The organism is Novosphingobium clariflavum (assembly GCF_026420865.1).
Lineage (GTDB): Bacteria > Pseudomonadota > Alphaproteobacteria > Sphingomonadales > Sphingomonadaceae > Novosphingobium > Novosphingobium clariflavum.
Map to the genome: position 1 here is coordinate 125,208 of NZ_JAPCWC010000005.1, position 26,698 is coordinate 151,905.

The 26,698-nt window shown below is 68.5% G+C and carries 24 protein-coding genes and 1 tRNA gene; 10 read left to right on the plus strand and 15 right to left on the minus strand.

Features of this window, described 5'->3' with window-relative positions; genetic code table 11:
* Window positions 1–343: 343 nt before the first annotated feature.
* The 6 genes from OKA11_RS08740 to OKA11_RS08765 all read right to left on the minus strand — a co-directional run bounded on the left by OKA11_RS08740 (window position 344) and on the right by OKA11_RS08765 (window position 6,536).
* Entirely contained in the window at window positions 344–1,333 is a 990-nt protein-coding gene (locus OKA11_RS08740) for a phytoene/squalene synthase family protein (protein WP_267219833.1), read from the minus strand.
* Between the two features lie 22 nt (window positions 1,334–1,355).
* On the minus strand, window positions 1,356–1,952 hold the full coding sequence (locus tag OKA11_RS08745; RefSeq protein ID WP_267219834.1) for an LOG family protein: 597 nt from the start codon (window positions 1,950–1,952) through the stop codon (window positions 1,356–1,358).
* Between the two features lies 1 nt (window position 1,953).
* Entirely contained in the window at window positions 1,954–2,391 is a 438-nt protein-coding gene (locus tag OKA11_RS08750) for a T6SS immunity protein Tdi1 domain-containing protein (RefSeq protein ID WP_267219835.1), read from the minus strand.
* A complete protein-coding gene (locus OKA11_RS08755) occupies window positions 2,388–3,866 on the minus strand; it encodes a phytoene desaturase (protein ID WP_267219836.1) in 1,479 nt (492 codons plus the stop codon). Before OKA11_RS08755 ends, OKA11_RS08750 begins: the two co-directional genes overlap by 4 nt.
* The gene (crtY, locus tag OKA11_RS08760) at window positions 3,863–5,101 is read right to left on the minus strand and encodes a lycopene beta-cyclase CrtY (protein ID WP_267219837.1); all 1,239 of its coding nucleotides are present in this window, start codon (window positions 5,099–5,101) and stop codon (window positions 3,863–3,865) included. Before crtY ends, OKA11_RS08755 begins: the two co-directional genes overlap by 4 nt.
* A gap of 70 nt (window positions 5,102–5,171) precedes the next feature.
* Window positions 5,172–6,536: a family 1 glycosylhydrolase gene (locus tag OKA11_RS08765; RefSeq protein ID WP_267219838.1), complete on the minus strand. Its 1,365-nt coding sequence runs from the start codon at window positions 6,534–6,536 to the stop codon at window positions 5,172–5,174.
* A 355-nt stretch (window positions 6,537–6,891) separates the two neighbouring features.
* Between OKA11_RS08765 and OKA11_RS08770 the strand changes: the two genes are divergently transcribed.
* On the plus strand, window positions 6,892–7,458 hold the full coding sequence (locus tag OKA11_RS08770; protein ID WP_267219839.1) for a GNAT family N-acetyltransferase: 567 nt from the start codon (window positions 6,892–6,894) through the stop codon (window positions 7,456–7,458).
* On the opposite strand, the gene OKA11_RS08775 is transcribed toward OKA11_RS08770, so the two are convergent.
* Complete coding sequence (locus OKA11_RS08775; protein WP_267219840.1) at window positions 7,448–8,158, minus strand: response regulator transcription factor; 711 nt, start codon at window positions 8,156–8,158, stop codon at window positions 7,448–7,450. The two genes, OKA11_RS08770 and OKA11_RS08775, sit on opposite strands and share 11 nt — an antisense overlap.
* 177 nt (window positions 8,159–8,335) lie before the next feature.
* On the opposite strand from OKA11_RS08775, the gene OKA11_RS08780 reads away from it, so the two are divergent.
* Window positions 8,336–9,214: an NTP transferase domain-containing protein gene (locus tag OKA11_RS08780; protein ID WP_267219841.1), complete on the plus strand. Its 879-nt coding sequence runs from the start codon at window positions 8,336–8,338 to the stop codon at window positions 9,212–9,214.
* 282 nt (window positions 9,215–9,496) lie between these two features.
* Here OKA11_RS08780 and OKA11_RS08785 read toward each other — a convergent pair.
* The 4 genes from OKA11_RS08785 to OKA11_RS08800 form a co-directional block, all read right to left on the minus strand.
* Window positions 9,497–9,583: transfer RNA gene (locus tag OKA11_RS08785), tRNA-Leu, on the minus strand.
* Window positions 9,584–9,978: 395 nt separating this feature from the next.
* A complete protein-coding gene (nadA, locus tag OKA11_RS08790; protein WP_267219842.1) occupies window positions 9,979–10,965 on the minus strand; it encodes a quinolinate synthase NadA in 987 nt (328 codons plus the stop codon).
* A 160-nt stretch (window positions 10,966–11,125) separates the two neighbouring features.
* The gene (locus OKA11_RS08795; RefSeq protein WP_267219843.1) at window positions 11,126–11,845 is read right to left on the minus strand and encodes a hypothetical protein; all 720 of its coding nucleotides are present in this window, start codon (window positions 11,843–11,845) and stop codon (window positions 11,126–11,128) included.
* Window positions 11,846–11,940: 95 nt separating this feature from the next.
* Window positions 11,941–12,828 (minus strand): MBL fold metallo-hydrolase, encoded by an 888-nt coding sequence (locus tag OKA11_RS08800; protein WP_267219844.1) that lies wholly within the window; start codon window positions 12,826–12,828, stop codon window positions 11,941–11,943.
* Between the two features lie 63 nt (window positions 12,829–12,891).
* Between OKA11_RS08800 and glpK the strand changes: the two genes are divergently transcribed.
* Window positions 12,892–14,376, plus strand: a complete 1,485-nt coding sequence (gene glpK, locus OKA11_RS08805; RefSeq protein WP_379489434.1) for a glycerol kinase GlpK — start codon at window positions 12,892–12,894, stop codon at window positions 14,374–14,376.
* A gap of 21 nt (window positions 14,377–14,397) precedes the next feature.
* On the opposite strand, the gene OKA11_RS08810 is transcribed toward glpK, so the two are convergent.
* Window positions 14,398–14,871, minus strand: coding sequence for a DUF1465 family protein (locus tag OKA11_RS08810; protein WP_267219846.1), 474 nt, complete (start codon window positions 14,869–14,871; stop codon window positions 14,398–14,400).
* Window positions 14,872–15,070: 199 nt separating this feature from the next.
* Window positions 15,071–15,268, minus strand: a complete 198-nt coding sequence (locus tag OKA11_RS08815) for a YdcH family protein (RefSeq protein WP_142635363.1) — start codon at window positions 15,266–15,268, stop codon at window positions 15,071–15,073.
* Between the two features lie 311 nt (window positions 15,269–15,579).
* Between OKA11_RS08815 and OKA11_RS08820 the strand changes: the two genes are divergently transcribed.
* The 5 genes from OKA11_RS08820 to tilS all read left to right on the plus strand — a co-directional run bounded on the left by OKA11_RS08820 (window position 15,580) and on the right by tilS (window position 21,643).
* Window positions 15,580–15,735: a DUF465 domain-containing protein gene (locus OKA11_RS08820; RefSeq protein WP_142635361.1), complete on the plus strand. Its 156-nt coding sequence runs from the start codon at window positions 15,580–15,582 to the stop codon at window positions 15,733–15,735.
* 204 nt (window positions 15,736–15,939) lie between these two features.
* Window positions 15,940–18,216, plus strand: coding sequence for a phosphoenolpyruvate--protein phosphotransferase (ptsP, locus tag OKA11_RS08825; RefSeq protein WP_267219847.1), 2,277 nt, complete (start codon window positions 15,940–15,942; stop codon window positions 18,214–18,216).
* 193 nt (window positions 18,217–18,409) lie between these two features.
* A complete protein-coding gene (locus tag OKA11_RS08830) occupies window positions 18,410–19,417 on the plus strand; it encodes a helix-turn-helix domain-containing protein (RefSeq protein WP_267219848.1) in 1,008 nt (335 codons plus the stop codon).
* Between the two features lie 236 nt (window positions 19,418–19,653).
* Complete coding sequence (locus OKA11_RS08835; RefSeq protein ID WP_379489435.1) at window positions 19,654–20,667, plus strand: tetratricopeptide repeat protein; 1,014 nt, start codon at window positions 19,654–19,656, stop codon at window positions 20,665–20,667.
* Window positions 20,648–21,643 (plus strand): tRNA lysidine(34) synthetase TilS, encoded by a 996-nt coding sequence (gene tilS / locus OKA11_RS08840; protein WP_267219849.1) that lies wholly within the window; start codon window positions 20,648–20,650, stop codon window positions 21,641–21,643. The genes OKA11_RS08835 and tilS overlap by 20 nt, the downstream gene beginning before the upstream one ends.
* 47 nt (window positions 21,644–21,690) lie before the next feature.
* On the opposite strand, the gene OKA11_RS08845 is transcribed toward tilS, so the two are convergent.
* On the minus strand, window positions 21,691–22,353 hold the full coding sequence (locus OKA11_RS08845) for a L,D-transpeptidase family protein (RefSeq protein ID WP_267219850.1): 663 nt from the start codon (window positions 22,351–22,353) through the stop codon (window positions 21,691–21,693).
* Window positions 22,354–22,514: 161 nt separating this feature from the next.
* Window positions 22,515–23,102, minus strand: coding sequence for a TetR/AcrR family transcriptional regulator (locus tag OKA11_RS08850; protein ID WP_267219996.1), 588 nt, complete (start codon window positions 23,100–23,102; stop codon window positions 22,515–22,517).
* A 199-nt stretch (window positions 23,103–23,301) separates the two neighbouring features.
* Here OKA11_RS08850 and OKA11_RS08855 point away from each other — a divergent pair, with 199 nt between their 5' ends.
* Together OKA11_RS08855 and OKA11_RS08860 are read left to right on the plus strand one after the other, a co-directional pair.
* Window positions 23,302–25,695 carry a TonB-dependent receptor gene (locus tag OKA11_RS08855; protein WP_267219851.1) on the plus strand — a complete coding sequence of 798 codons (2,394 nt, stop codon included), beginning with the start codon at window positions 23,302–23,304 and terminating at the stop codon, window positions 25,693–25,695.
* Between the two features lie 132 nt (window positions 25,696–25,827).
* Complete coding sequence (locus OKA11_RS08860) at window positions 25,828–26,697, plus strand: alpha/beta fold hydrolase (RefSeq protein WP_267219852.1); 870 nt, start codon at window positions 25,828–25,830, stop codon at window positions 26,695–26,697.
* Window position 26,698 lies beyond the last annotated feature (1 nt).

The following is a 26,698-nucleotide window of genomic DNA, read 5'->3' on the forward strand; positions in this document are numbered from 1 at the left end:
ATCACAGGAGAAACGCGCAGCCGCCGTTATGGCTGCATGAAGACTTTGCAGCGCGTGATACGTACCCCGCGAAAACGACTCGTCTCAGGCCGAGGGCGGGCGGCAGATTGCGGCGCCGCGGCCGGTTGCCGCCGCGCGGCGGGCACGGCATGGTCCCGATCGCGACCGCGAATCGCCCTTGGGCGTGTCTCGCTGCTGCTCTTCGGGTCCACCGTTTTCGATAACTTCCAGAATGAACCGTAACGGGGCCAGTTCAGTCGGGCCGATCCGGCGGGCCGGTTAAGCCCGTGCGGCGCCTGGGCGTTCCAGGCGGCAAAGGCATCGGCATCTCGGCCGCTTGCTGTCAGTCGTGCAAGCGCGGCGGATGGGCCTGCGCCAGCGCCGCCAGTTCGCGGCGCGAGAGCACCGGGCGCGACGTCTCGGGATCGGGCACGCGGGGCGAGCGCGCCTCGGCCAGCGCCGCCCAGACATGGCCCAGCTTCTGCCAGCCCGATATGCTGACGCGGTGATCCCAGGCATGGGCGCCGAGCCGCTCCACCTCGCGGGCGATCTCGCCGTAGATGCCGGCGGCGCAGAGCACCGCCCAGCGCTGGCGGAACTGCAGGCGCGCGGCGCCGACGCGGGCGGAATCCTCGTATTCGCGGGCCAGCGCGCAGGCCTGCGCGACCATCGGCACCAGCGCGCCGCGGTAATGCGGCTTGGTCACTTCGCCGGGCGGAATGTCCGCCTCGGCCAGCCATTCGACCGGCAGGTAGCAGCGCCCGTTGGCATCGTCTTCCCAGACGTCACGCACGATGTTGGCGAGCTGGAAGGCAATGCCGAGGTCGCAGGCGCGGTCGAGCGTGTCCTGGTCCTCGGGCGAGACCCCCATGACCAGCGCCATCATCACCCCCACGGCGCCGGCGACATGGTAGCAGTAGCGCAGCATGTCCGCCTCGCTGCGCGGGCGCCAGTCGTCGGCGTCGAGCGCGAAGCCGGCCAGCACGTCCTCGACCAGGGCATCGGTGATCGGCACTTCGCGGCGCAGCTGGGCGAGCGCGTCGAAGGCCGGGGTGCCGGTGCTTTCGCCCGCCATCGCCAGTTCGGTGAGGGTACGGATCGTTGCCAGCCGGTCCTGCGGGGCGAGCCGGGTGCCGAGGCGGACCGGGGCGGCGGCGCGGCCATGGTCCTGCTCGTCGGCGATGTCGTCGCAGGCGCGGCACCAGGCATAGAGCAGCCAGACCCGCTCGCGCGTGGTGCGGTCGAACAGCCGGCTGGCCGCGGCAAAGCTCTTCGAGCCCTTGCGGATCGAGCGGTGCGCGGAGCGGACCAGTGCGGAGCGGGTGGCTGGCATGTCGTCTGTCGCCCGGGACGCCTCAGAGCGTCTTGGGGTCCATCTTCACGATCGGCACGATCGGCTCGTGCGCGGCCATGCGGCCCAGCAGCGATTCGAGGTCGGTGTCGTCGATGATGATGCCCTGGTGCGCGGGCCGCACGAAGCCGACCTCGCCCATGTGGCGGTTGAAGGCCAGCAGCATGTCGTAGAACCCGAAGGCATTGAGCACGCCGACCGGCTTGTCGTGATAGCCCAGCTGCGACCAGCTGACCGCTTCCCACAGCTCGTCCATGGTGCCAACGCCGCCGGGGATGACCACGAAGCCGTCCGACAGGCGGGTGAATTCGGCCTTGCGCTCGTGCATGGTCGCAACGACGTGGAGTTCGGTGCAGTCGTGGTTGGCGACTTCGCCGCCGCGCCCGTTGCCGCCGACCAGCGCCTCGGGGATGATGCCGATCACTTCGCCGTCTTCGGCCAGCGCGCCGGCCGCCACCGCGCCCATCAGGCCGAGCCGGCCGCCGCCGTAGACCACGCCGATGCCCTTCTTCGCCAGCGTCGCGCCGACTTCGCGGGCGAGTTCGATGTAGCGGGGATCGGCGGGGGTGGCCGAACCGCAGTAGACGGCAAGACGCTTCATGTCAGTCGATAACCTTCAGTTGCACCTGCGCACCCTCCGGCAGATCCTGGGTCTGCCGGGCAAGGTCGCCGGTAAGATAGATCAGTTTCACGAAATCGATTCGGATCAGGTTTTCGTGCGCATAGTCTCCGGCGAGCATCGCCGGAAGCGTGAGACTGTAGACTTCCCCAGGCGCGGGCGGGCCGAGCCGCGCTGCGGCCGCATCGACCAGCGCGTCGGCGCGCCAGATCGCCCCGGTTTCCTCCAGCGCCATGTGCGCCTGCGCCGCCGCCTCGTCGCCCAGCCGGGTGAGCGCGCCAAGGTCGGGGTCGAGATAGTGGAACGCGCCGTCCGCATCGGTCACCAGCGCATGGCCCATCAGGCTGTGGGCGACCACTTCGGCAAAGGTCACCCCGGTCCAGCCCCAGGCGGCATTGAGCGCGTGGACCTCGCGGCTCACTTGAGGTCTTCCACCATCAGCCGCGCGGTTGCCCGCGCGCTGGCGACGACGCCGGGAATCCCCGCGCCGGGATGGGTGCCGGCGCCGACCAGGTAGAAGTTCTTCAGCTTGTCGTCGCGGTTGTGGCCGCGGAACCAGGCGCTCTGCGTGAGCAGCGGCTCAAGGCTGAAGGCATTGCCCTTCCAGGCGCTGAAATCGGTCTCGAAATCGCTCGGCGCATAGTGGAAGCTGGTCACCAGCCGGTCCTCTAGGTCGGGGATCAGGCGGCGGCTGACTTCGGCCAGCACCCGGCGTTCCAGCAGCGGGCCGACGTCCTTCCAGTCCACCGGCAGCTTGCCGAGGTTGGCGACCGGGACCAGGGCGTAGAACGTGCTCTTGCCGGGGGGCGCCATGGCCGGGTCGGTGACGCTGGGATGGTGCAGGTAGATCGAGAAGTCGCGCGGCAGCACGCCGTGTTCGAAGATGTCCTCGAGCAGGCCCTTGTAGCGCGGCCCGAACAGCACCGAGTGGTGGGGGATGCCCGGCCAGGTGCCTTCGAGCCCGAAGTGGACGACAAAGACGCTGGGGGTGAAGCGCTTGCGGGCGAGCTTTTTGGCCATGTCCTGCCCGCGCGCGGTCCCGGCCAGCAGGTCGCGGTAGCTGTGCATGATGTCGCCGTTGCTGGCGACCGCGTCGAACCGCCCGCGCCAGCCGCTTTGGCATTCCACTTCGCTGACATGGTCGCCGATCGTGTGGATCGCGGCCACCTTGTCGCCGAGCCGCAGGATGCCGCCGATGCGCTCGAACTGGCGGGCCATGGCCTGCGCCAGCTTGTTGGTGCCGCCGCGCGCCCACCAGACGCCGCCGTCCTTCTCCAGCTTGTGGATCAGCGCGTAGATCGCGCTGGTGGTCATCGGGTTGCCGCCCACCAGCAGGGTGTGGAACGAGAGCGCCTGGCGCAAGTGCTCGTCCTTCACGAAGTGCGAGACCATCGAATAGACCGAGCGCCAGGCCTGGTAGCGGGCCAGCGCCGGGGCGGCCTTCACCATGCTGGAAAAATCGAGGAAGGCCTCGTCGCCAAGCCGCACGTAGCCTTCCTGGTAGACACCCTCGGCGTAGCGCAGGAATTCCTCGTAGCCGCCGATGTCCTGCGGGGCGACGCGGGTGATCTCCCGGCGCAGCGCGACATCGTCGTTCGAATAGTCGAAGGTCACGCCGTCGGTCCAGTTGAGCCGGTAGAACGGCATGACCGGCATCAGTTCGATGTCGTCGGCGATGTCGTGCCCGGTCAGGGTCCACAAGTCGCGCAGCGAATTGGGGTCGGTGATGACGGTGGGACCGGCATCGAAGGTGAACCCCTCGCGCTGCCAGACCCCGGCGCGCCCGCCCACCTGTTCGCGCGCCTCGACCAGCGTGGTCTCGATCCCCGCCGCCTGGAGCCGGATGGCAAGGGCAAGGCCGCCGAACCCGGCGCCGATGATGCAGGCTTTTTTCACAGCGATTTGCTCATTTTGGGGCCGAGGTCCGCCAGCGGGCGGCCCCCGCCCAGCAGGCTGGCGAGTGCGGCGCCCAGCGGCACCGGCGGCTTGCCGGCGAGAAGGCGCGCGCGGTCGGCCAGGGTCGACCGGCCGGCATAGAAACGCTCCACCAGCGGTTCTGGCAGGCGGTAGAAACGTTCGAGCACGCGCCAGCGCGCCTCGGGCGGCGCGGCGGCGAACAGCATGCGAGTCAACATCCGGTAGTAGCGCCCCCCGCGCCAGTGGTTTGCGGCCCATGCATGACCCGCCCTTCCTAGGCCGATGCCGGAGAACTTGTCGAGAGTGGTGAGGTACATGGCGAATCGCACGGCATCGGGAAACGAATAGGAGGTAAGCGGATGGATCAGTGCCGCGCGTGCGCCGGCGCGAAGGTCTGCGCCGCAGTCTCCGGCGGCCCAGAACGCCTCGAAATCCCCGGCTGCGATCACCGGCAGCACCCCGGTTTCCTCGTATTCCACCGCCTCCACCTGCCAGCCCGCGCCTTGCGCATAGGCGGCGATCCGCTCGCGCAGCAGCGGCAGGTCGAGCGCGGGGTCGTCGGCGTAATAAGTGTCCTCGACAAAGACGGTGTCGGGCGAGAAGGGCAGGGCATAGACAAAGCGGTAGCCGCCGACCTGTTCGACCCTTGCGTCCATCACCACCGGGCGTTCGAGGCCGTGGGGCGCCTTGGTGCGCAGCAGCTGGCCTGCGAATTTCTGCCAGCCACCGGCCATGTGCGGCAGGGCGCCGGCGCCCCGTGCGTCGATGATCGCCTCGGCGCGGATCGTGCGGCCATCGGCGAGCAGGACCTGCGATCCGTCGATCCCGCGCACGTCGGCGCCGGTCAGGATGGCCGCCGGCGGCAGCGCGCTGCGCAGGGCGGCGTCGAGCCGGGCGCTGGTGACGCTGGCATAGGGCGCTGCGAGGCGACGGGAAAAGCCGGGGAAATGAACGTCGTAGCCGTCCCAGCGGGCGGCGATCAGCGGCTCCACCAGCGCCCGGCCGCCGTCCGTCGGACCGCCCGCAAGGTCATTGGCAGGGTCATTGGCAAGGTCACTGGCAAAAAACGACCAGACGTGATTGCCGCCCAGGCTGGCCCCGCGCTCGATCAGCTGCACGCGCAGTTCGGGGCGGTACCTGGCCATGGCAAGCGCGATCAGCGAACCGGCAAGGCCGCCGCCGAGGATCGCGATATGGCAACTGGGATCATCCATCGCGCGAGGTCTAGGGGGCTGCGCGCTGCATCGCAACGTCGCAAGTCACCAGGCGGCGCGTTCGCCGTCGTCAGATCGCGTTTCTCCGCGCGATCCCGGCCAGCACGGCCGCGCTGGGCTTGGGGCTGCGCCGGAAGGTCGTGCGATCCAGCGTGTGCAGGCCGAATTGCGGCTTGTAGCCGAATACCCATTCGAAATTGTCGACCAGCGACCAGTGCATGTAGCCAAGGACCGGCACGCCGTCCTCGATCGCCCGCTTGAGCTCGGCAAGAGCCGCCGGGATCAGCCAGGCGCGCTTGGTGTCGTCGGCGGAATTGATGCCATGTTCGGTCACCATCACCGGCACCCCGCTCACGGCATGGGCGTAGCGCACCGCACCGGCAAGCGAGCCGGGGTAGACTTCCGATCCGACGTCGTTGGTCACCGCGCCGGTCGGTGCGAGCAGGCGGCCCTTGCTGTTCCAGACGGCGCGCTCGTAGTTCTGAACGCCGACGAAGTCGTTGCCGCGCGCGGCCTCCAGCCAGGGCTGGTAGAGCCGGGCGCGCATCTCGTCGCGCAGGCTCCCCGGCCCTGCCGACTGGTCGTCGATCACGGCAAGGCTGACGCCGACCGGCAGGTCTGTACGCACAGCCTTGATCGCCGCGCGGCCGAGCCTGTGCCCGGCGAGGAGGTGGGCCTGCACCACCTCGGGGTCGGCGACATAGAGCGGATTGCCCGGCAGGAAGCGGGCAACCGCATGGTCGCGCGCGGCGGCTTCCTGCATGGCCTTGTCGGCCATCAGCAGGCGCGGGCCGATGTCACCGGGCAGGACCACGTCGAGCAGGCCGCTGAGATTGGGTTCGTTGAGGGTGGTGGCATGGGAGATCCCGGCCGCCAGATGGCGCGCGGCGCGTTCGCAGTAGCGTGCAAAAAGGGCAGGGGCGTCCGGGTTCGACCAGCCCCCGAGCGCGGCGAACCAGGCAGGCGTGGTGAAGTGGTTGAACGTCACCATCGCATGGAGGCCGCGTTCACGGCAGCCATCGATCATGGCCTTGTAGTGATCGAGCATGGCCACCGAAAACTGCCCGCTGGCCGGTTCGATCCGCGCCCATTCCAGGCTGAAGCGGTAGGTGTTGAGCCCCATTCCCTTTACGAGGTCGAGGTCGACCGGCCACAGCGCGAAGCTGTTGGCGGCATCGCCGGAGGGTTCCGCGTAGACCGTGGGCCGGGCCTGTTCCATCGCCCAGACGTCGCTGTTCACGTTGTTGCCCTCGACCTGGTGGGCGGCGGTGGCCACGCCCCAGAGGAACCCTTGCGGGAAGCGGGGATCGGCCGGGCGCGGGGGCCGGGCCGGTGAAGCGGCAGCGGCAAAAGCCGGTGAACCGGCCACGGCGAACGCCGGTAAACCGGCAGCAGCGACGGCCGCTGCGGCCAGCATGGTACGTCGGTCGATCACGCATTCTCTCCGCTTGGTTTGCCGGCCCGTGTTCGGCCGGTCATGACATATTAGAATAAGTAATCTAATTAAGTCCACGTTTCAAGCCGGGCAGGGCGTTCGCTCCCGCAACCAGAAGCAGTCGCTGCGGCGGGGCGGGGGCGTAAGCGGAAGCGTAAGCGTAAGCGTAAGCGTGGGCCGGAGCGTGCGGTCCGCCGTGCATGCCCACTTGTCGCCGAAGTCATCGGGCAATGATTTGAAATAGCGTCCGGTTTCGGAAAGTGCCGGCAGGTGGTACCGGGCGCTATCGTCCTAAATTGTCCGGGTCTTGTTTAAGAGTTTGCGAGCCTAGGTACTTTACGGCATGTTCGTGACGATGAACGGGGAACTCACAGTTTGCGACGCCGTGGAGCAGGATGCGGCGGCCATTGCCAGCATTTTCGCGCACTACGTGCTCGAAAGCACGGCCACATTCGAAACCGAGCCGCCCTGCCTCGAGGAAAGCCGCCGCCGCATCACCGCGACGCTGGAGGCGGGCTATCCCTTCCTGGTCGTGCGCGAGGGGGATGAGGGCCGGGCCGGGGCGCAAGGCGGGCGCGTGCTCGGCTTCGGCTATGCCCATAGGTACGGCCCGCGCGCGGGCTATCGCTTTAGCGTGGAGACGACGATCTACGTCGCCCCGGACAGCCTGGGGCGCGGCATCGGCGGGCGGCTGCTGGGCGCGCTGCTCGACCAGTGCGAGGCGCGCGGTTTCCGGCAGGCCTTTGCGGTGATCGCCGAAAGCGAGCCGGCCTCGGTGGTGCTCCACGCGCGCGCCGGTTTCCTGCCGGTCGGCACGCTGACGGCGGCGGGCTGGAAGCACGGCAAGTGGCTCGACGTCTTTGTCATGCAGCGCGCGCTGGGCGAGGGTAACCAGAGCTTGCCCGAGGCGGTCATTCCCTGAACCCTGCCCGGTTGGCGAGGATCACCGCCTGGGTGCGGCTGAACACCTGCAGCTTGTGCAGGATCGCCGAGACATGGGCCTTCACCGTCGTCATCGAGACATCCAGTTCATAGGCGATCTGCTTGTTGAGCCGCCCGCCCACCAGCTTGCCCAGCACCACCCGCTGCTGCGGCGTCAGCGCGGCGATGCGGGCGTGGATCGCGCGTTCCTCGTCCCCGGCGGCAAACGGGGTGTCGGCGGCCGTCATTTCCGGTTCGTAGATGCCGCCCGACAGGACATGGGCAAAGGCATCGAGCAGGGCGCCGCGCGGCAGCGACTTGGGCAGGAATCCCGCCGCCCCTGCCGCCAGCGCGGCTTGGACCACCTGGCGGTCGGTGACCCCGGAAACGATCACCACCGGGGTGGCCGGATAGCGTTCGCGCAGGGTCTCCAGCCCCGAGAGCCCCTCGATCCCGGGGATCAGCAGGTCCAGCAGCACCAGATCGGCCTCGCCCGCAGTGGCGAGCAGGTGGAGCGCGGGTTCCAGGCCATCGGCATCGAGCGTCTCACAGGCGGGATAGGCCTGTTCCAGCACGGTGCGCAAACCGTCGCGCACGAGCGCGTGGTCGTCGACGATGATGACCCGCTCCGGCGCGTAGAGGGCAGCGCCGGGGCCAGAATCGGGAGCAGGGGCAGAATCGGGTGTCGCCGGGTTTTCCATGGTCTTCTCCCGGATGCAGGAAGGGCCGGGTCTATGCCGATCGCGGCGGCGCGGCCATCGCGGCTGGATCGGGTCTGGAGCAATTTCCTGCGCTGCCGGCGCGAATCGCGCGGTCACCATGGTGTCACATGCGGTCGGCATAGGCTGAGCGGGTGATGTATCCTGCGGTTTCCCCTGATGAACACGACACGCGATCCTGACGAGGGCCTGCCGCCGCTGCGGCTGGTCGTGCTGGCCGGGCGGGGTGCCGGTTCGGGAAGTGCTGCGGGCGCCGCAGGCGGGGACCCGCTGGCCGCCCGCTTTGCCGAAAGCCACCGCTGCCTGATCCCGCTGGCCGGGCGGCCGCTGATCGCCCATGTCCTCCAGACCGCCGCGCAGCATCCGCGCGTCACCAGTCTGGCGATCTGCGTCGAGCGTGAGGCATTCGATCCGATATGGGATGTGCTGACCCGCCTGCCGGGGCGCGGCAGCGTGGCGCTGGTCGAGGCGCAGGCCGATCTCGCTGCCAGCGTGCGCGCCGCGACGCAGGGATGGGACGGCGCGGTGCTGGTCACCACCGCCGACCATGCCTTGCTCTCGGGCGGGGCCATCGACGCCATGATCGCCGCGCTGGAAAGTGCCGACGTCGCCTTCTCGCTCGCCCCGCGCGCGGCGGTGGAGGCCGCGCACCCGCGCGCCGAGCGCGGCTTCATCGCGCTCCACGACGGTGACTATGCGGCCTGCGACCTCTACGGCATGGCCTCGCCGCGCTTTGTCGGCGCCGTTCGCATCTTCGGCGGCGCCCGCGCGGCCGGACAGGAAGGCGCCCGGATCCGCCGCGCGGTGGGAGTGATGGGCATGGTGCTGGTGCGGCTGGGCATGGAGACGCTGGCCGGTGCGCTTGCCCGCGCCTCGCGCCGCCTCGGCATGCGGGTGCGCGCGGTGATCCTCGAGGACGGCACCCAGGCCATCGATGTCGACGACGACCGGACTTACGCCATCGTCCGCGACCTGCTGAAACGGCGCGAGGAGGCCGCCCGGCTGGAAGCGAATGCCCCCCGGACGGCGGTCGCCTGAACGCCGGCAGATCTTGCCAGCGGAAGGCGTCCAGGATCCCGGGGGCTCTCCGTCAGGCCGGCACCGTCGCGACACGCAGGCGCGTTGCGCGCCCAGCGCCCCGAATTGGGAGGGCAGAGGCTGCTTCGCCGAACCTTGCGAACGGACGGAAGGGCCCTTTTCGGGTGCCCCGTTCACGTCCCGCTAGGGGTGGTCCTGAAGGATGTCTGATGAGGGTTTGGGAAGCTAGGAACGGCTGAACCCAGCCGTTCCTGCACTTCCTGATCAGCTTAAGAAAGCTGATGGTGCGGTCGAGAAGACTCGAACTTCCACGGGCTTTCGCCCACAACGACCTCAACGTTGCGCGTCTACCAATTCCGCCACGACCGCTCAATCAACCGGAGCCGTTTTGCAACCGCTCCGTGGTAGGAGGGCGCCTCTATCAAGGAGGCCCGGACCCTGCAAGCGATTCGGGTCCGATTATTTATCAACAGGCACACTTTTTTCGATTTTTCGGCGAAAAATGGCGGAATTCCGAGGTTTTGTCGGTGAAAGAAAATTGCCGGGGCCTGATGCGAAGTGGCGGGGCGGGGGAGAATCCTTGCCCCGCGCCGCAAAAGATCCGCATCCCTGCTGAGAGATCGGGGCAGAATGCCGCACCCCCGGATGGAAAAAACGCGCCGTCCCGGCTTCGGGGCGACGCGTTTCATGCTCGGATCATTCCCGAGGCATTCTCGGGATCGGCCAACCGGGGGCAACCGGGGGGGTAACCGGGGGGCGGCGCCTCAGCGGTTGCCGAGGTCGCCCTTGCCCACGGTGCCGCTGGCCATGTCGAGCATCCGGTCGAGGCTCTTCTTGGCGTCGAGGCGCAGCTGCTCGTCGATCTCGATGCGCGGTTCGAGGTCGCGCAGCGCCACGTAGAGCTTCTCCATGGTGTTGAGCGCCATGTAGGGGCAGATGTTGCAGTTGCAGTTGCCGTCCGCGCCGGGCGCACCGATGAAGGTCTTGTCGGGCAGAGCCAGCTGCATCTGGTGGATGATGTGCGGCTCGGTGGCGACGATCAGCGTCTGGCCTGCCATCGCCTTGGCATAGTTCAGGATGCCGCTGGTCGAACCGACATAGTCGGCATGGTTGACGATGTGCGGCGGGCATTCCGGGTGCGCGGCGATCGGCGCATCGGGGTGCTGGGCCTTGAGCTTGAGCAGCTCGGTCTCGCTGAAAGCCTCGTGGACGATGCAGACGCCGGGCCAGAGCAGCATCTCGCGATTGAACTTGCGGCTGAGATAGCCGCCGAGGTGACGGTCCGGGCCGAAGATGATCTTCTGGTCGGCGGGGATCTGCTGGAGGATCGTCTCGGCGCTGGAGCTGGTGACGATGATGTCGGACAGCGCCTTCACCTCGGTCGAGCAGTTGATGTAGGTGAGCGCGATGTGGTCGGGGTGTGCGGCGCGGAAAGCGGCGAACTTTTCCGGCGGGCACGAATCCTCGAGGCTGCAACCCGCTTCCATGTCGGGCAGCACGACGATCTTTTCGGGGCTGAGGATCTTGGCGGTCTCGGCCATGAACTTGACGCCGCAGAAGGCGATCACGTCGGCATCGGTCTCGGCCGCCTTGCGGCTGAGTTCGAGGCTGTCGCCCACGAAGTCGGCCAGATCCTGCAGTTCGGGGCGCTGATAATAATGCGCGAGAATCACCGCGTTGCGCTCCTTGCGCAGCCGTTCGATCTCGGCGCGCAGATCGAGCCCGGAGAGGTTGGCGGGAATTGCGGTCATGGAGTCCCTCGTTCTGCTTTCGGCGTTCTGCTTTCGGCGTTCTGCTTCTGGCATCAGCCGTCTGGCCCGTCCGGTCATCTGCCGGAATTCGCCGCGCTATCTAGGGATGCTTGCCGCAATGCCCAAGCCAAAACGTGCAATGCGCCTCGAAAAGCGCCTCTCACGCCGTGAAGCGGGCCGCCAGGGCGATCCACGGGGGCGTGATCGCCAGCAGCTCGACGATCACGTGGGCGAGGATCACCGTGATCGCCACGGCCGTCGTCGCCGGATGGGTGTGGCCCAGCGTCCGGCGGTCGTGGCGCACGATCAGCCAGACCACGCCGAGCTGGATCACCATCGAAACCCATTCGCCCCAGGGCATGATCAGCGGCATCGGCAGCAAGCGGCCCAGCGCCGGCTCCATCAGCAGGATGGTGGAGCCGGCCATCAGCCGCCGGTGCCAGTCGCCCTGCCGCCGCCGGGATACCGCCATGCCCACCAGCAGCGCGAAGAGCAGCGCGTCGACGTGGACCAGCGCGAGGAAATAGGCGGGCGTGAAGAAGGGCGGGAACAGGCCCAGCCGCAGCGCCGTCAGGCACAGCGCGCTGGCCAGCACCACGATCGTGGGCACCATGACCGCGCTGGCCCAGCCGAGCCGCCGGTGGATCGAAAGGCCGCCGGGGCCGCCTTTCCCGGCCAGCAGCGCCTGCGTGGTCAGCAGGCCGAGCCAGGTCAGCATGGCCAGCCCATGCAAGTGCATGACCAGCGGCGCGTGGGCGTAATCGACAAGACCGCGCAAGGCGAACTGGCCGAAGCAGAAGACGATGAACGCCGAAAGGCCGATCGCCAGCTTCTGCCAGAACGAAAAGGCGCCTGAACGCGCCCGAGGCAATGTCGCCATGGTATCTCCCCTCATCCCGCCGCTGCGGGTCCCATCTCTCACGATGGGCGGGAAATACTTGAAACCCGGTTCAGGTCATACGTCAATTCGACGAATTACCCATGCGTTACGATGGCGGTCCAGCTGTCGTTCTCGCGTTTTACAAGGCCTCTTCTTTCCAGATCAAGAAGATGGGCCAGAACAGAGCGCCCGGCGGCGGGCCATAGTCTTTCGTCGACGCCCTTGTACATCAGCGGCACCATTTCGCCGATCGTGTGATGTCCGGCCTCGATCTGCCTGAGGATCTGGCGCTCGCGCTGGCGGCGGTGGCCGATCATGCCGCGCACCAGCTGGCGCGGCTTTTCCACCGCCGGGCCGTGGGCGGGGTAGTAGACCGTGTCCTGCTCGCGCTCGTAGAGCCTGGCGAGGCTGGCGAGATAGGCGGTCATGTCGCCATCGGGCGGGGAGACGACGCTGGTCGACCAGCCCATCACGTGATCGCCGGTGAACAGCGCGCCCGTTTCCACCAGCGCGAAGCACAAGTGGTTGGAGGTGTGGCCGGGGGTGGCGACCGCTTCCAGCGTCCAGCCGTGGCCGGAGATCGTCTCGCCATCGGTCAGCACGCGGTCGGGCGCGTAGTCGGGATCGAAGGCGGCATCGGCGCGCGGGCCGTCATCGCGCAGCGTCAGCGCGGCGCAGCCGATGATCGCCGCGCCGGTGCGCGCCTTCAGCGGCGCGGCACCGGGCGAATGGTCGCGGTGGGTGTGGGTGCAGGCGATGGCGATCACGCGCGCCTCGCCCACGGCGGCAAGGATCGCCGCGATATGCTCCTCGTCCGCCGGGCCGGGGTCGATCACGGCGACTTCGTGGCCGTCGCCCACCACATAAGTCTGCGTGCCGGTATAGGTGAACGGCGAAGGATTGCGCGCGAGCACGCGGCGGACCAGCGGGGCGATCCGCTCGGTCACGGCATAAGGCTTGTCGGCGAGGTCCGGGGCGTTCATGGCGCCGATATGGTGATGTGCAGGGCCGGTGTCGAGCCTTGCCGTGGTTGGAGAGCGATGCGGATGGCGGCGGAAGCGGACCTGATTCTGGTGATCGATGCCGGGACGACCTCCAACCGGGCGATGGTCTTTGCGGCGGACGGCGCCTTGCGCGCCACCGCGCAGCGGGCGCTGACGCAGCACTATCCGCAGCCCGGCTGGGTGGAGCACGATGCCTCGGAGATCTGGCAGGGCGTGCTCGCCTGCGCGCGCCACGCCGTCGCGCAAGTGGGCGGCGCGGCGCGGATCGCGGCGCTGGGCATCGCCAACCAGCGCGAGACGGTGGTGGCCTGGGACAGGCGGAGCGGCGAACCGCTTGCCCGCGCGCTGGTCTGGCAGGACCGGCGGACCGAGACGATCTGCGCGGACCTGCGCGGCGGCGGGCACGAGGCGGCGGTGCAGGCGAAAACCGGGCTGGTGCTCGATCCCTACTTCTCGGCCAGCAAGATGCGCTGGCTGATCGACAACGTGCCCGAAGTGCGCGCCGCGGCGGAAGCGGAGACGCTGGCGCTGGGCACGGTCGACGCATGGCTGCTCTACAAGCTGACCGGCGGCGCGCATCGGACCGATGCGGGCAATGCCAGCCGGACCGCGCTCCTGCCCCTCGACGGGGCAAGCTGGGATGCGGGGCTCTGCGATCTGTTCGGGGTGCCGCAGCGAGCCTTGCCGCAAGTGTGCGACAGCGCAGGCCCGTTCGGCACGGTGCTGCCCGAACTGCTGGGCGCGGCGATCCCGATCACCGGCGTCGCCGGCGACCAGCAGGCGGCGACGATCGGGCAGGGCTGCCTCGTCCCCGGTGCGACCAAGGCGACCTATGGCACCGGGGCCTTCGTGCTCGCCAACATGGGAGCGGCGGTGCCCGCCTCGCGGCATCGGCTGCTGGCGACGGTGCTCTGCCAGCTCGGCGGCAAGCGGACTTATGCGCTGGAGGGCTCGGTCTTCGTGGCGGGCAGCCTGGTGCAGTGGCTGCGCGACAGCCTCGGCCTGATCGATGCGGCGGGCGAGACGGAAGTGCTGGCCCGCTCGGTGCCGGACAATGGCGGGGTGGTCATCGTCCCGGCGCTGTCGGGGCTGGGGGCGCCGCACTGGCGGGCGCAGGCGCGCGGCGCGATCACCGGGCTGACGTTCGCGACCAGCCGCGCCCACCTGGCCCGCGCGGCGCTGGAGGCGATGGCGATGCAGACGCGCGATCTCGCCGAAGCCTTCGCCGCGGACGGCGCGCGCTGGACGCACCTCAGGATCGACGGCGGCATGAGCGCCAACGACTGGATGGCGCAGGACATCGCCGACGTGCTCGGCATCCCGGTGGAGCGCCCCGGCTTCGTCGAGACCACCGCGTTGGGGGCGGCGATGCTGGCGGCGAGCGGGGCGGGCCTTTTCGCGAATCTGGAGGCTGCCGCGGCAGCGATGGCGGGGCAGCGGAGCGGTTTCATGCCCGCCATGGCGCAAGAGGCGCGCGATCGCCGGATCGCGGCATGGGAAAAGGCGCTCTGTGCCGCTTCAGGGTAGGTTCGGGGCGTTTCTCGGCGGTCAGCCGGCGAGGCGGCGCTCGATCCTCTCGCGCAGCTGCTGGATGGCGCTTGCGGGGCTGTCGCCGGTGAGTTTCCAGCTGGCTTCAAGCCTCAGCAGGCGGTCGTAGAAGCGCCGGGTGGTCTCCACCAGGGCGACCACGGAAGGCTCCAGCAGGGCCAGGTGGCGGGCGTCCGACTGGCGCATGACGGCCGACAGGCGGCCATTGCGCCTGAGCTGCAATTCACTGATTTCGCCCATGAAATAGGATCGGTGGTGCAGCAGCCAGGCAATCGCGTGCATCATCCGGGTGGTCGTGCGCAGGCCCTCGCTCGACAGCGCTACACGGGCAAGATCGCCCTCGATCGGGTGCGGGGACTGCTGCGGGGCCTGATAGGGCAGGGCAAAGGTATGGCGAACGTCGTCGGAAAGCAGCAGGGCCTCGCGGTACAGGGCCTCGACGATGCGCGGGTTGATGGGGGAAGGGGTCGACATGCTCTGCCTGATATTTCCGAACACCGACACGACTGCAATGGGCCGGCTGGGCATATTCTAGGCGATTTTCCCCGATGTTCAGGAACGGAACGGTCGGTTTTTTGCGCGCGATCCGCAACCGGCGGGCGGGCCTTGCGTCTATGGCGCGCGCCGCGCCGCGCCGCGCCGCGCCGCGCCGCGCCGCTCCGTCCGGTTCCGTTCAGGCGATGATGTCGGGGATCAGGTAGTCCTCGATCACCGAAATCTGGTCCTTGAGGCGCAGCTTGCGTTTTTTCAGGCGGGCGATCTGCAACTGGTCGCCCGCCCCGGCAGTGTTCAGGGCATCGATCGCGGCATCGAGATCGCGGTGCTCGATCCTGAGTATTTCCAGGCGCTTGCGCATTTCCTCTTCCGTCACGCCGGAATTCCCTAGTCTCGAATGGCCGTTCTGAATGGGTGTCGGGGAACGTCCCGCTCGGCGCAGGAAGCTCGCAGTTCACCGATATGAAGCATTCGCCATCTTCGCAAGATGCCGCGAATGTGGTTCGATCCGTTTTGCGCCGCATCGACACGATGCCGAGTCGCCAGACGTTGTCCGCGGGGGCGTGCCTCAAAGCCGGCCCCAAAGGCAGCAAAAAGAACATTCGGTCGTCGGGTATTTCCGGCTTTCAGCCCATTTGATGGCTGGATTGGGTGCGGCCCACCCCCCGGAGAAGAGGAGAAATGTCCATGGATACTCCACACGTCAGCGCGCTGCAGCTCAAACATGCCGGTCTTGAAAGACAGCTTCATGACGAATTGAGCCGCCCGATGCCTGACGCCGTGATGATCCAGGCCCTCAAGAAGCGAAAGCTTAAGCTCAAGGAGGAAATGTCGCGCCACTGAGCGCAGTCCCCAAGTGTCGGCGGCGGCACCTTCCCTGAGGTGCCGCCGTACGCTTGTGACGGGGCCGTCTCTGTGCGCCGGCGCGGCGCAACGCTTCCGCTTGCCATCCTTTAATCGCCCCTGTTGGCGGAAATTCTCCGATAACAGCCCATTTCATCGGTTCGGCGCGTTTGCAAAGCGCGCGCTTTGGGTTACGCGGGTCCCATGACCAGCGGAGCCGTCGAAGCAGCCCGGAACATCCTCACCAGCCTCCACGAGGTCATGGCGTCGCGCAACCACGCGCAATCCAAGCTCAACAACGTGGTGGAAGTGATCGGCGAGAGCCTCCACAGCGAGGTCTGCTCGGTCTACCTGCTGCGCGAGGGCATGCTCGAACTTTTCGCCACGCGCGGTCTCGCGCAGGAAGCCGTGCACGTCACCCGCATGGCGGTGGGCGAAGGCCTGGTGGGTTCGATCGCCGACCGGATCGAGACGCTGAACCTCGCCGAAGCGGCCGCACACCCTGACTTTTCCTATCGTCCCGAAACCGGGGAGGACAAGTTCCACTCCTTTGCCGGCGTGCCGATCGTGCGGCGCGAGCGGGCGGTGGGCGTGCTCTGCGTCCAGCACGTCGAGCCGCGCCGCTACGAGGAAGTCGAGATCGAGGCCCTGCAGACGGTCGCGATGGTGCTGGCCGAGATGATCACCAATGCCGACCTGGTCGACGAGGAGGACGTCAACGCGCCCGGCTCGCTGACGTCGGGGGCGCAGCAGCTGCGCGGGCTGGCGCTGGTCAAGGGGCTCGCCTCGGGCGTGGCCGTCTACCACCAGCCGCGCGTCAACATCGAGCATATCGTCGCCGAGGATACCGAGGCCGAACGCCAGCGGGTGATCCTTGCCTTCGACAAGATGCGCGAACAGATCGACCGCATGGCCAGCCAGGCCGAGTTCGGCGTCGGCGGCGAGCATGAGGAAGTGCTCGAGACCTACCGCATGTTCGCCTACGACGAGGGCTGGACGCGGCGGATCAACGAGGCGATCGATTCCGGCCTGACCGCCGAAGCTGCGATCGAGCGCGTGCAGCAGCGCACCCGCATGCGCATGCGCCAGATCGACGATCCGCTGCTGGCGGACCGCATGCACGACCTTGAGGATCTGGCGAACCGGCTCCTGCGCATCGTTTCCGGCCAGCTCGGCACCGCCGCCTCGATGGGCCTCAGGAACGACGCGATCCTGATCGCGCGCAACCTCGGTCCGGCCGAACTGCTCGAATACGACAAGCGCCGCCTCAAGGGCGTGATCCTCGAGGAAGGCTCGCTGACCAGCCATGTCGTCATCGTTGCGCGGGCCATGGGCATTCCGGTGCTCGGCCGCGTGCGCGGGCTGCGCGGGGTGGTGCGCGAGGGGGATCAGCTGCTGCTCGATGCCGATCAGGCCAGCGCGATGGTGCGCCCGCCTGCCGACTTGACCGAGGCCTTCGAGGCGCGTTTTGCCAAGAGCCGTGAGCGTCAGGCCGCCTATGCGGCGCTGCGCGACGTGCATCCCACCACGCGTGACGGCACCCGCGTGCAGGTCATGATCAATGCCGGCCTGCGCGACGATCTGGCCAATCTGACGATGACCGGCGCCGACGGCATCGGCCTGTTCCGCACCGAGTTCCAGTTCCTCGTCTCCGCCACCTTGCCCTCGCGCGAGCGCCAGACCCGGCTCTACCGCGATGTCATGGATGCGGCGGGCGACCGGCCGGTCAAGTTCCGCACGGTCGACATCGGCGGCGACAAGACCTTGCCCTACTTGCGTCACGACGACGGCGAGGGGGAGGAAAACCCGGCGATGGGCTGGCGCGCGCTGCGTGTCGCGCTCGAGCGCGAGGGGCTGCTCAAGGTCCAGGCGCGGGCGCTGCTGGAAGCGGCGGCGGGACGCGTGCTGCACGTGATGTTCCCGCTGGTGGCCGAGCCCTGGGAGTTCGATGCCGCCAAGGCGGTGTTCGAAGGCCAGCTGGCCTATCTGCGCAAGCAGAAGAAAGTGCTGCCCGAGGCGATCCATTACGGCGTCATGCTGGAAGTGCCCGCCCTTGCCGAGCAGCTCGACGTGCTGGCGCCGAAGATCTCGTTCCTCTCGATCGGCACCAACGACCTTACCCAGTTCCTCTTCGCGGCGGATCGTTCGAACCCCAAGCTGGCCGAGCGTTACGACTGGATGAGCCCGGCGATCCTGCGCTTCCTGCGCCGCGTGGTGAAAAGCTGCGAGGGCCACGCCGTCGACATCGCCGTCTGCGGCGAGATGGGCGGGCGCCGTCTGGAGGCGCTGGCCTTGCTCGGCATCGGCATTCACCGCCTGTCGATCACCCCGGCCTCGGTCGGGCCGATCAAGGACCTGATCGGCAAGGTGGACATCGCCGAGATCGAGGCGGCCATGGCGCAGTGGCTGGCCCAGCCGCCGGTCGATCTGCGCGCGGAACTCACCGCCTGGGCCGCCGCGCGCGACATCGCTGTCGATTGATCGGGGGCAGCGGGCTGGTGCCGATTGACACCGCTTCGTCTTGAAGGAATGTTACTCGGCGTGAACGGGGTCGCATCCGCCGCAGAATTCCGGGACAACGGTCTCGCCCCCGATTGACTTTGGGGACTTGCCCGGTTTGGAAACGATCCGGACCCGGAATTGTCATTTTTAGCGAATTCCCCTCGGGAGCGGAATGGAACACGTCGAGAATCAAGAAGCGATCGAGCAGGCTGGCAAGCAGGCGACGACGACCATAGGTACGGTGCTCGTCCGTGCGCGCGAGGCCGCCGGGCTGACGCGCGCCGATATCGCCGCCCAGACCAAGATCGCCGAGCGTCATCTCGCCGCGATCGAGGAAGACCGGCTCGGCGACCTTGCCGCGCGTACCTATGCGGTCGGCTTCTCGCGTGCCTATGCCCGCACGCTGGGCCTCGACGAGAAGGAAATCGCCGAGATCGTGCGCCGCCAGCTCGAAGCCGAAGGCGGCCGCGAGCAGGTGGTGGTGCCGCATTTCGAGCCGGGCGACCCGGCGCGCGTGCCTTCTGCGCGGCTGGCCTGGCTTGCCGGTGCCGGCGCGCTGGTGGTGATCGTGCTGCTGGTGGTGTTCTGGGGCAGCTATCTCTCGCCCGAGGGCAAGCTGCCCGACCTGCTTTCGCCCAAGCCCGCCCCGGCGCCGACCAGGGTGGCCGTGCCGGTGCCCGCCGCGCCCCAGGCGCCTGCCCCTGCGACGGGGCCGGTGGTGCTGACCGCGACGCAGGACGGCGTCTGGCTGCGGGTCACCGACGGCAGCGGCAAGCGCCTGGTCGAGACCGAACTCAAGAAGGGCCAAAGCTGGACCGTGCCGCAGGACGCCCAGGCGCCGCAGCTGCGCACCGGCCGGCCCGATGCGCTGGCGCTGACGGTGGGCGGCCGGGCGATCCCGGCGCTGGCCGACAAGCCGATGACGATGTCGGGCGTATCGCTGACCCCGGCGGACCTCGACGCGCGTCTGCATCCGCAGGCTGCCGCCAGCGGCGCCGCGAATTCGGCTTCCGGCGCGGTTTCCGCTGCGCCGCCGGCCTCGGCCCCCCGCGTGCCCGCGCGCCGTCAGGCCAGCGGCGCCTCGGTGCCGCGGACCGCGGGCGAGGTCGCCGCGCCTGCAGCCGGCGGCGTCAGCGCCCCGGTGGCGGCGCCTTCGCCGCTTTCCACGACTTCCGACTGAGCCCGCCTCGACAGGGCGGAGATCTTCCGGCACCCCTAGCCGGAGAAGCTTGGTTAATGTGCGGTTCGGCCCCGAAGGTCCAGGACGGCTGCGGCCGGCGCCGCCCGATGGCGCACTCGCAGGCGACAATGCGCTTGAGAGGCAGGCTTCAAGGGCCGGGCTTCAAGGGTCGGGCTTCAAGGGTCGGGCTTGATGACGTGTCAGCGGGCGCGGCCCGAGACGGAGATGATTAGGCAATGTTTTCTTCACTGGGGTCGCAGCGCGCCGCAAAGGTGCTTTCCCTGATTACCGTTCGCCGGATGCGTCTTGCCGCTACCGGCACTGTCGCGCTGGCGCTGGTCGGCCTGAGCCTGCCCGCACAGGCGCAGGATGGCGGCACCGACGCACGCCTCAAGAAAGTCGAATCCGAAGTGCGGGCGCTCCAGCGCAAGGTCTTCCCGGGCGGTGACGGCAAGTATTTCGCGCCGGAAATCACCGGCCCCGCCGCTGCGCCGACGCCCGCGCTGGGCCAGCCCGCCACCTCGCCGGTGAGCGACGTGCTGGTGCGCATGGATGCGCTCGAGACGCAGATGCGCAGCCTGACCGCGCAAGTGGAGCAGAACACCAACCGCATCAACCAGCTCGAAGCCAAGCTGGCGGCCAGCGTGCCGCCACCGATGGACAGCGGCATGGCCGCGCCAACTGCTTCTTCGTCGAACCTCTCGGCGATGAACGCGCCTGCAACCGCTCCGGCCGCCACTCCGGCCCCCGCTCCCGCATCGGGCCAGCCTGCGCTGAAGCCTGCGGCGCAAGTGCGTCCGGCCGCGCCCTCCGATTCGCGGATCGATGCGGTCAAGGCGGTGGTCAAGCCGCAGACCGCCGACGCGGCGGATGACGAATATTCCTATGGGTTCCGCCTGTGGGAAGCCAAGTTCTATCCCGAGGCGCAGCAGCAGCTGAAGCTCTACCTCGAGAAGTATCCCAAGCATGCGCGCGTCAGCTGGGGCCGCAACCTGCTGGGCCGCGCCTATCTCGACGACGGCAAGCCGCTGGAAGCCGCCAAGTGGTTCGTCCAGAACTACCAGGCCGACAAGCGCGGCGATCGTGCGCCCGACAGCCTGCTCTACCTCGCGGTGTCGATGAAGCAGATCAAGGACACCAAGCGCGCCTGCATCGTGCTGGCCGAGTTCAGCGAGACTTATGCCAGCGAGGCGGCGGGCCGTCTCAAGGGCCTCTACGATTCCACGCGCAATGGACTCACCTGCTCCTGAGCCCGCATTGATCCCGCCGGCGGAAGCGCTTGGCCGCTTCCACGCGGGGCTGGCGGCGATCTGGCCGGAAGGCGCGCATGATCCTGCGCTGCGGCTCGGCGTTGCGGTGTCGGGCGGGCCGGACAGTCTGGCGCTGCTGCTGCTGGCGAGCGCCGCCTTGCCCGGACGGGTCGAGGCGGCGACGGTCGATCACCGCCTGCGCCGCGAAAGCGCGCGCGAGGCGGCCGATGTCGCAGCCCTGTGCGCGCGCCTCGGCGTGCCGCATGCAGTGCTCGCCGTCACCGTGGCGCCGGGTAACGTCCAGGCCGAGGCGCGGGCGGCGCGGTATGCGGCGATGGCGGCATGGATGGCGGAGCGCGGCATCGCCGCGCTGGCGAGCGCGCACCATGCCGACGACCAGGCCGAGACGCTGCTGATGCGGCTCAACCGGGGCAGCGGGGTCGCCGGGCTGGCGGGCACGCGCAGCCGTGGCCGCGTGCCGGAAACCGCGTTTCCCTTGCTGCGCCCGCTGCTGGACTGGCGCCGCGCGGAGCTGGCCGAAGTGGTCGAGGGCGCCGGTGTCGAGGCCGCGCAGGACCCGAGCAACCGCGACGATCGTTACGACCGCGTGCGGATCCGCAAGGCGCTTGCGGGCGCCGACTGGCTGGACGTTGCCGCCGTGGCGCGTAGTGCCGAACATCTCGCCGATGCCGATGCCGCGCTCGAGTGGATGGCCGGGCTCGAATGGCGTTCCTGCGTGAAGAAGGAACCGATGGGGCTGCGCTACCGCCCGCAGGCGCCGCGTGCGGTGGTGCTGCGGGTCCTGGCGCGCTGCGTCACCGAGCTTGGCGGGGAGGCGCCGCGTGGCAGTGCTGTGGCAAGGCTGCTGGTTTCGCTCCAGGAAGGGCGTCCCGCCTCGATCGGCGAGCTGGTGGTGCGTCCCAATGCTGGGGGCTGGAGTTTCGCCAGGGCCCCGGTGCGCGCGGTTCGGCGCTGATTTCAGGCGCTGATTTCAGGCCGCTGCGCCTTTCACGGCCTTCGCGCTCAGCTCTCGACGAGGTTGCTGCCGATCCCGGCCTGCTTGCCGCGGGTGATGTAGACCTTGTCGCCCAGCCGGGTGGCCGCGAAGAGTTTCGCGGCAAATTCGTCCGGCATGCCGACGCAGCCGTGGCTGGCGTAGCCCTTGGCCACTTCCGATCCGTGCAGGGTGATGCCGTCGTTGGTCAGCCGCTGCATGTAGGGCATCGGTGCCCCGGTATAGATGTTGGAGACGTGGTCCTTGTCCTTCTCGGTGATCGGGAAGACGCCGAGCGGGGTCGGCGTGTCCTCGGTGCCGAGCAGGACGGCGGTGGCGCCGATCTCGTAGCCGCCGCGGAACACCGAGAGCACGCGGGCATCGAGGTCGACGGTGATGACGATCGGACCTGCGGGCACGCCGGTTTCGTCCCAGTGCCATTCGCCGTACCGGATCGGGCCGTCGATCGGCAGGATGCGCTTGATCGTGAAGGCGGTGTCGGCGGGCTTGGCCGGTTGCGCCTGCGCGATGGGCGCGGCAGGCGCAATCCGGGGCTTTGCTGCCGGCGCGGCGGGCCGGGCGGCGGCCGAGGCGGCATTGGCGGAAAGTTCCGGCTGGCCGGCGATCATCAGCACACCCGCGATCACGGCCAGGGCCGGGGCTGCCGATGCGAGCAGGAGCCGGGCCCCCATCGGGGAGCGCTTGCGGGGGGAGGCGATGTTTTCCACCCGCTGCTTATCGCGCGAGCGCGAAAAACTTGCCAGCGCGTTAACGAATGGCGTCCCGTTCGGGGACGGTTCTTCCGGTCAAACGTTAACGGCGCGGGCGACCGCCTGGCTTTGGCCAGCCCTGCTCAGCGCTGGTCCGGCGCCGCGATGCCGACGCGCAGGATCGAGTTGGCCAGTTCCGCAACGGCCTCGGGGGTCATGTCCTCGGCCCAGACGGCGTAGCGCAGGCCGAGGAAGACGTTCATGCCCATGATCGCCCAGGCATGGGCCTCGCCCAGCCCCTCGCGCAGTTCGCCCTTGCGCATGCCTTCGCCGAGGCGCTCGGTGATGCGGCGGGCGGTCGATTCGTAATGGACCCGGAAGCTGGCGGGGTCGACGAATTCGCATTCGTCGATGATGCGGTAGATTTCCTTGTGCGCCCGCGCGAATTCGAGGAACCCGGTCAGCGCCGCGCGTTCGGTCTCCAGCGCCGGCAGCGGTTCGCGTAGCGCCTCACGCGCGGCGCCGCGGACCTTGCCGCTGAGATCGTCGACCAGCGCCCGGAAGATCTCGTCCTTCGAATCGAAGTACGTGTAGAAACTGCCGAGCGCCGTGCCCGCGCGCTGGGTGATCCCGGTGATCGAGGCCTCGTGAAAGCCGCGCTCGCCGAATTCGATGGCGGCGGCATCCAGCAGCTTGCGCAAGGTGCGGCGGCCGCGCTCGGTGCGCGGCATCTTGGCTGTCGAGATCCGTTCGGCGGCCGGATCGGCGGCCTGTTCGTCGCGAAGGGCGACCGGGGGAGGGGGGGCATCTGTGGTCACGAAGCCACAGCTAACCCTCCTGTCGCGCCTTGGCAAATGTTCAATGTTGAAAGTTGATTCATGTATCGATATTGTCGCCTCCAACGATAAAGATCCTTGGGAGTGATGGACGATGAGAAAGGCGCGATTTGGCGGCGTGCGCGGCCGTAAGTGTGCAAGTGTTCTGGCCCTGGCGACGGTGCTGGCGGGGGGCGGGGTTGCCGCCCCGGCGCTGGCGCAGGACGACGCTGCCGCCCCGGCTGCGGCGCCGGTAACGACGATGGGCGAGGGCGAGATCATCGTCACCGCCCGCCGCCGCGAGGAACGCCTGGTCGACGTGCCGATCGCGGTGTCCAGCTTCAGCGGCGACCAGCTCGCGCGCAGCGGCGCCCTCGACATCACCGACATCGCCCAGATGGCCCCCAACGTCACGCTGGAGCCTTCGCGCGGGACCAATTCCACGCTTTCCGCCTTCATCCGCGGCGTCGGCCAGCAGGATCCGGTCTCGGGCTTCGAGCAGGGCGTGGGCATCTATCTCGACGACGTCTATCTCAACCGTCCGCAGGCGGCGGTGCTCGACATCTACGAGGTCCAGCGTGTCGAAGTGCTGCGCGGTCCGCAGGGCACGCTTTATGGCCGCAACACCATCGGCGGCGCGGTGAAGTACGTGACCGCCGAGCTTCCGGACACCTTCGCGCTCAAGGCGCGCGGCACTTACGGCACTTACAACCAGCTTGACGGGGTGGTCTCCGCCTCGGCGCCGATCGGCGACATCGTGCGGGTTGGCGCCTCGGTCGCGCGGCTCACGCGCGATGGCTTCGGCACCAACATCACCACCGGCAAGGACAACTACGACAAGGACGTCTGGGGCGCGCGCGGCACCCTGGAGATGGGCGGCCGGGGCGCCCCGGTCTCGATCCGCATCTCGGGCGACTATACCCGCGACCGCAGCAACCCGCGCGGCGGCCACCGCCTGATCGCCGGTTCGGCGGCGGGCAGCGAGATCCTGCCCGACGTGTTCGACAGTGCCGGCGGCATCGACGATCCCAAGCAGGACATCGAGGCCTGGGGCCTGGCCATGAACGTCAAGGTCGACTTGTCCGACGCGCTGAGCTTCAAGTCGATCAGCGCCTGGCGCAAGGACCACTCGGCTACCCCGATCGACTTCGACGCCAGCCCGACGGTCGATCTCGACGTGCCCGCGTTCTACGACAACGAGCAGCTCAGCCAGGAATTCCAGCTGGCCTACGACAAGGGGCCGCTGCAGGCGCTGGTCGGTTTCTACTGGCTCGACGCCAGCGCCGACACCTACTTCGATTCGCGCACCTACACGACGCTGGCCACGGCCCTGCCCAGGCTGACCGGCCATACCGAGGCCGACGTCAACACCAAGACCTGGGCGATCTTCGGCGACTTCACCTACAACCTCACCGACCAGTTCAGTCTCTCGCTTGGCGGGCGCTATACCTGGGACAAGCGTGAAGCGGATATCCTCAAGCAGAGCTACATCCTCGGCGGTTCGGCTGGCTTCCGGAACCCCGGCACGCTGATTGCCACCGACACCAACTTCTCGGGCAGCGCGGTCTACAAGAAGTTCACGCCCCGCGCCTCGATCTCGTTCAAGCCCAGCCGTGACCACAACATCTACGCGAGCTACAGCCAGGGCTTCAAGGGCGGCGGCTTCGACCCGCGCGGCGCCGGCAAGAATGCGCCGACCAGCAATGCCAGCGGCGTGCCCAGCGATGCCGAGATCGCCCAGTACCTGAGCTTCAAGCCGGAGACCGTGGACAGCTACGAACTGGGCTACAAGGGCAACCTGCTGGACGGCGCGCTCTATGTCGCGGCGGCGGCGTTCCGGATGGACTACAAGGACATCCAGATCCCCGGCTCGGTGGCCTGCACCGTCAACGGCGTGCCGACCTTCTGCGGCGTCGTCTCGAACGCGGGCAAGGCGCGCTTGCAGGGTCTCGAACTGGAAACCAACGCGACGCTGGGCCGCGACCTTGCCGCTTCGGGCGACAAGCTGACCCTCTCGGGTTCGCTCGGCTACATCGATGCCAAGTTCCGCAAGTACGAGACGCTGATCGCCGGCAAGACGGTGGACGTGGCTCAGTACCGCCACATCCAGAACACCCCCAAGTGGACCGCCAGCGGCACGCTGGGCTACGATACCCCGGTGGGCGGCGGCGACCTGCTGCTCTCGACCACGGTGTCCTATCGCTCGAAGGTCCACCAGTTCGAGTTCCCCAACCCCTATCTCGACCAGAAGGGCTATGCGCTGTGGGACGCCAGCATCGTCTACACCGCGCCGGATGGCCGCTGGAGCCTTGGCGTCCACGGCAAGAACATCCTCGACAAGGAGTACATCACCTCGGGCTACAGCTACATCCGCCAGGATGCGACGACCGGGGCGATCGTCACCAATGCCTCCGGCCAGCCGATCCCGACGCTGGGCACGCAGGGCACGCTGACCGGCTTCTATGGCAACCCGCGCCAGGTCTTCGTGACGGGCACGGTGAAGTTCTGATTGCGCGCCCGGGTGCCGCGGCTTCGGTCCCGTACCCGGGCAAGGCAGGGGGCATGGGCCCCGCTGGCGACAGCGGGGCCCATGGTGACCCTGGCCCCGCACCATCGGACCCATCCTGAAGGATCTTCGTAGATGGACTATCGCCTCCACCGCTATCGCAGCGCCTGCGGGCGGCTGGATCTGGCCGCGCGGGACTATCCGGCCCGCGACGCGGCTGCGCCGGTGCTGCTGATGATGCATGGCCTTACCCGTAACAGCGCCGATTTCGAGCCGCTCGCCGCGCACCTTGCAGGCGACTACCGGCTGGTCGTGCCCGACCAGCGCGGGCGCGGCCTGTCGCAGTGGGACCCGGATCCGGCGCGCTACCGGCCCGATGTCTACGCGCAGGACATGCTGGCGCTGCTGGATGGGCTGGGCATCGCCCGGGCCTGCCTGATCGGCACGTCGATGGGCGGGCTCATGGCCATGGTGATGAACGCGCTGCGGCCGGACCTTGCCAGCGGATTCGTGTTCAACGACATCGGCCCGGTGCTCGATCCTGCCGGGATCGCCCGGATCCAGGGCTATGTCGGACCGGCCGGGCCGATGGCCTCGTGGAGCGAGGCCGCGGCGCGCTGCCGGGCGTCGAATGCCCCGGCCTTTCCCGATTACGGCAGCCGCGAGTGGCAGGCCTTTGCCCGGCGCACCTGCCGCGAGTTGGCCGATGGCCGGGTGGTGCTCGATTATGACCCGGCAATTGCCCAGAGCATGGCGGGCGACGAGCCGCAGACGGTGCCGCCCGATCTCTGGCCCTTGTGGGAGGGGCTCGCCGGCCGCCCGGTGCTGGTGGTGCGCGGCGAACTTTCCGATCTTTTGAGCCGGGAAACCGAACGGGAGATGGCGCAGCGCCACGCCGGGCCCTACAGCCATGCCGACGTGCCGCGCGTCGGGCACGCCCCGATCCTCGACGAGACGCCCGCGCTGGCGGCGATCCTCGCCTTTCTCAAGGACCATATCGGCTGAC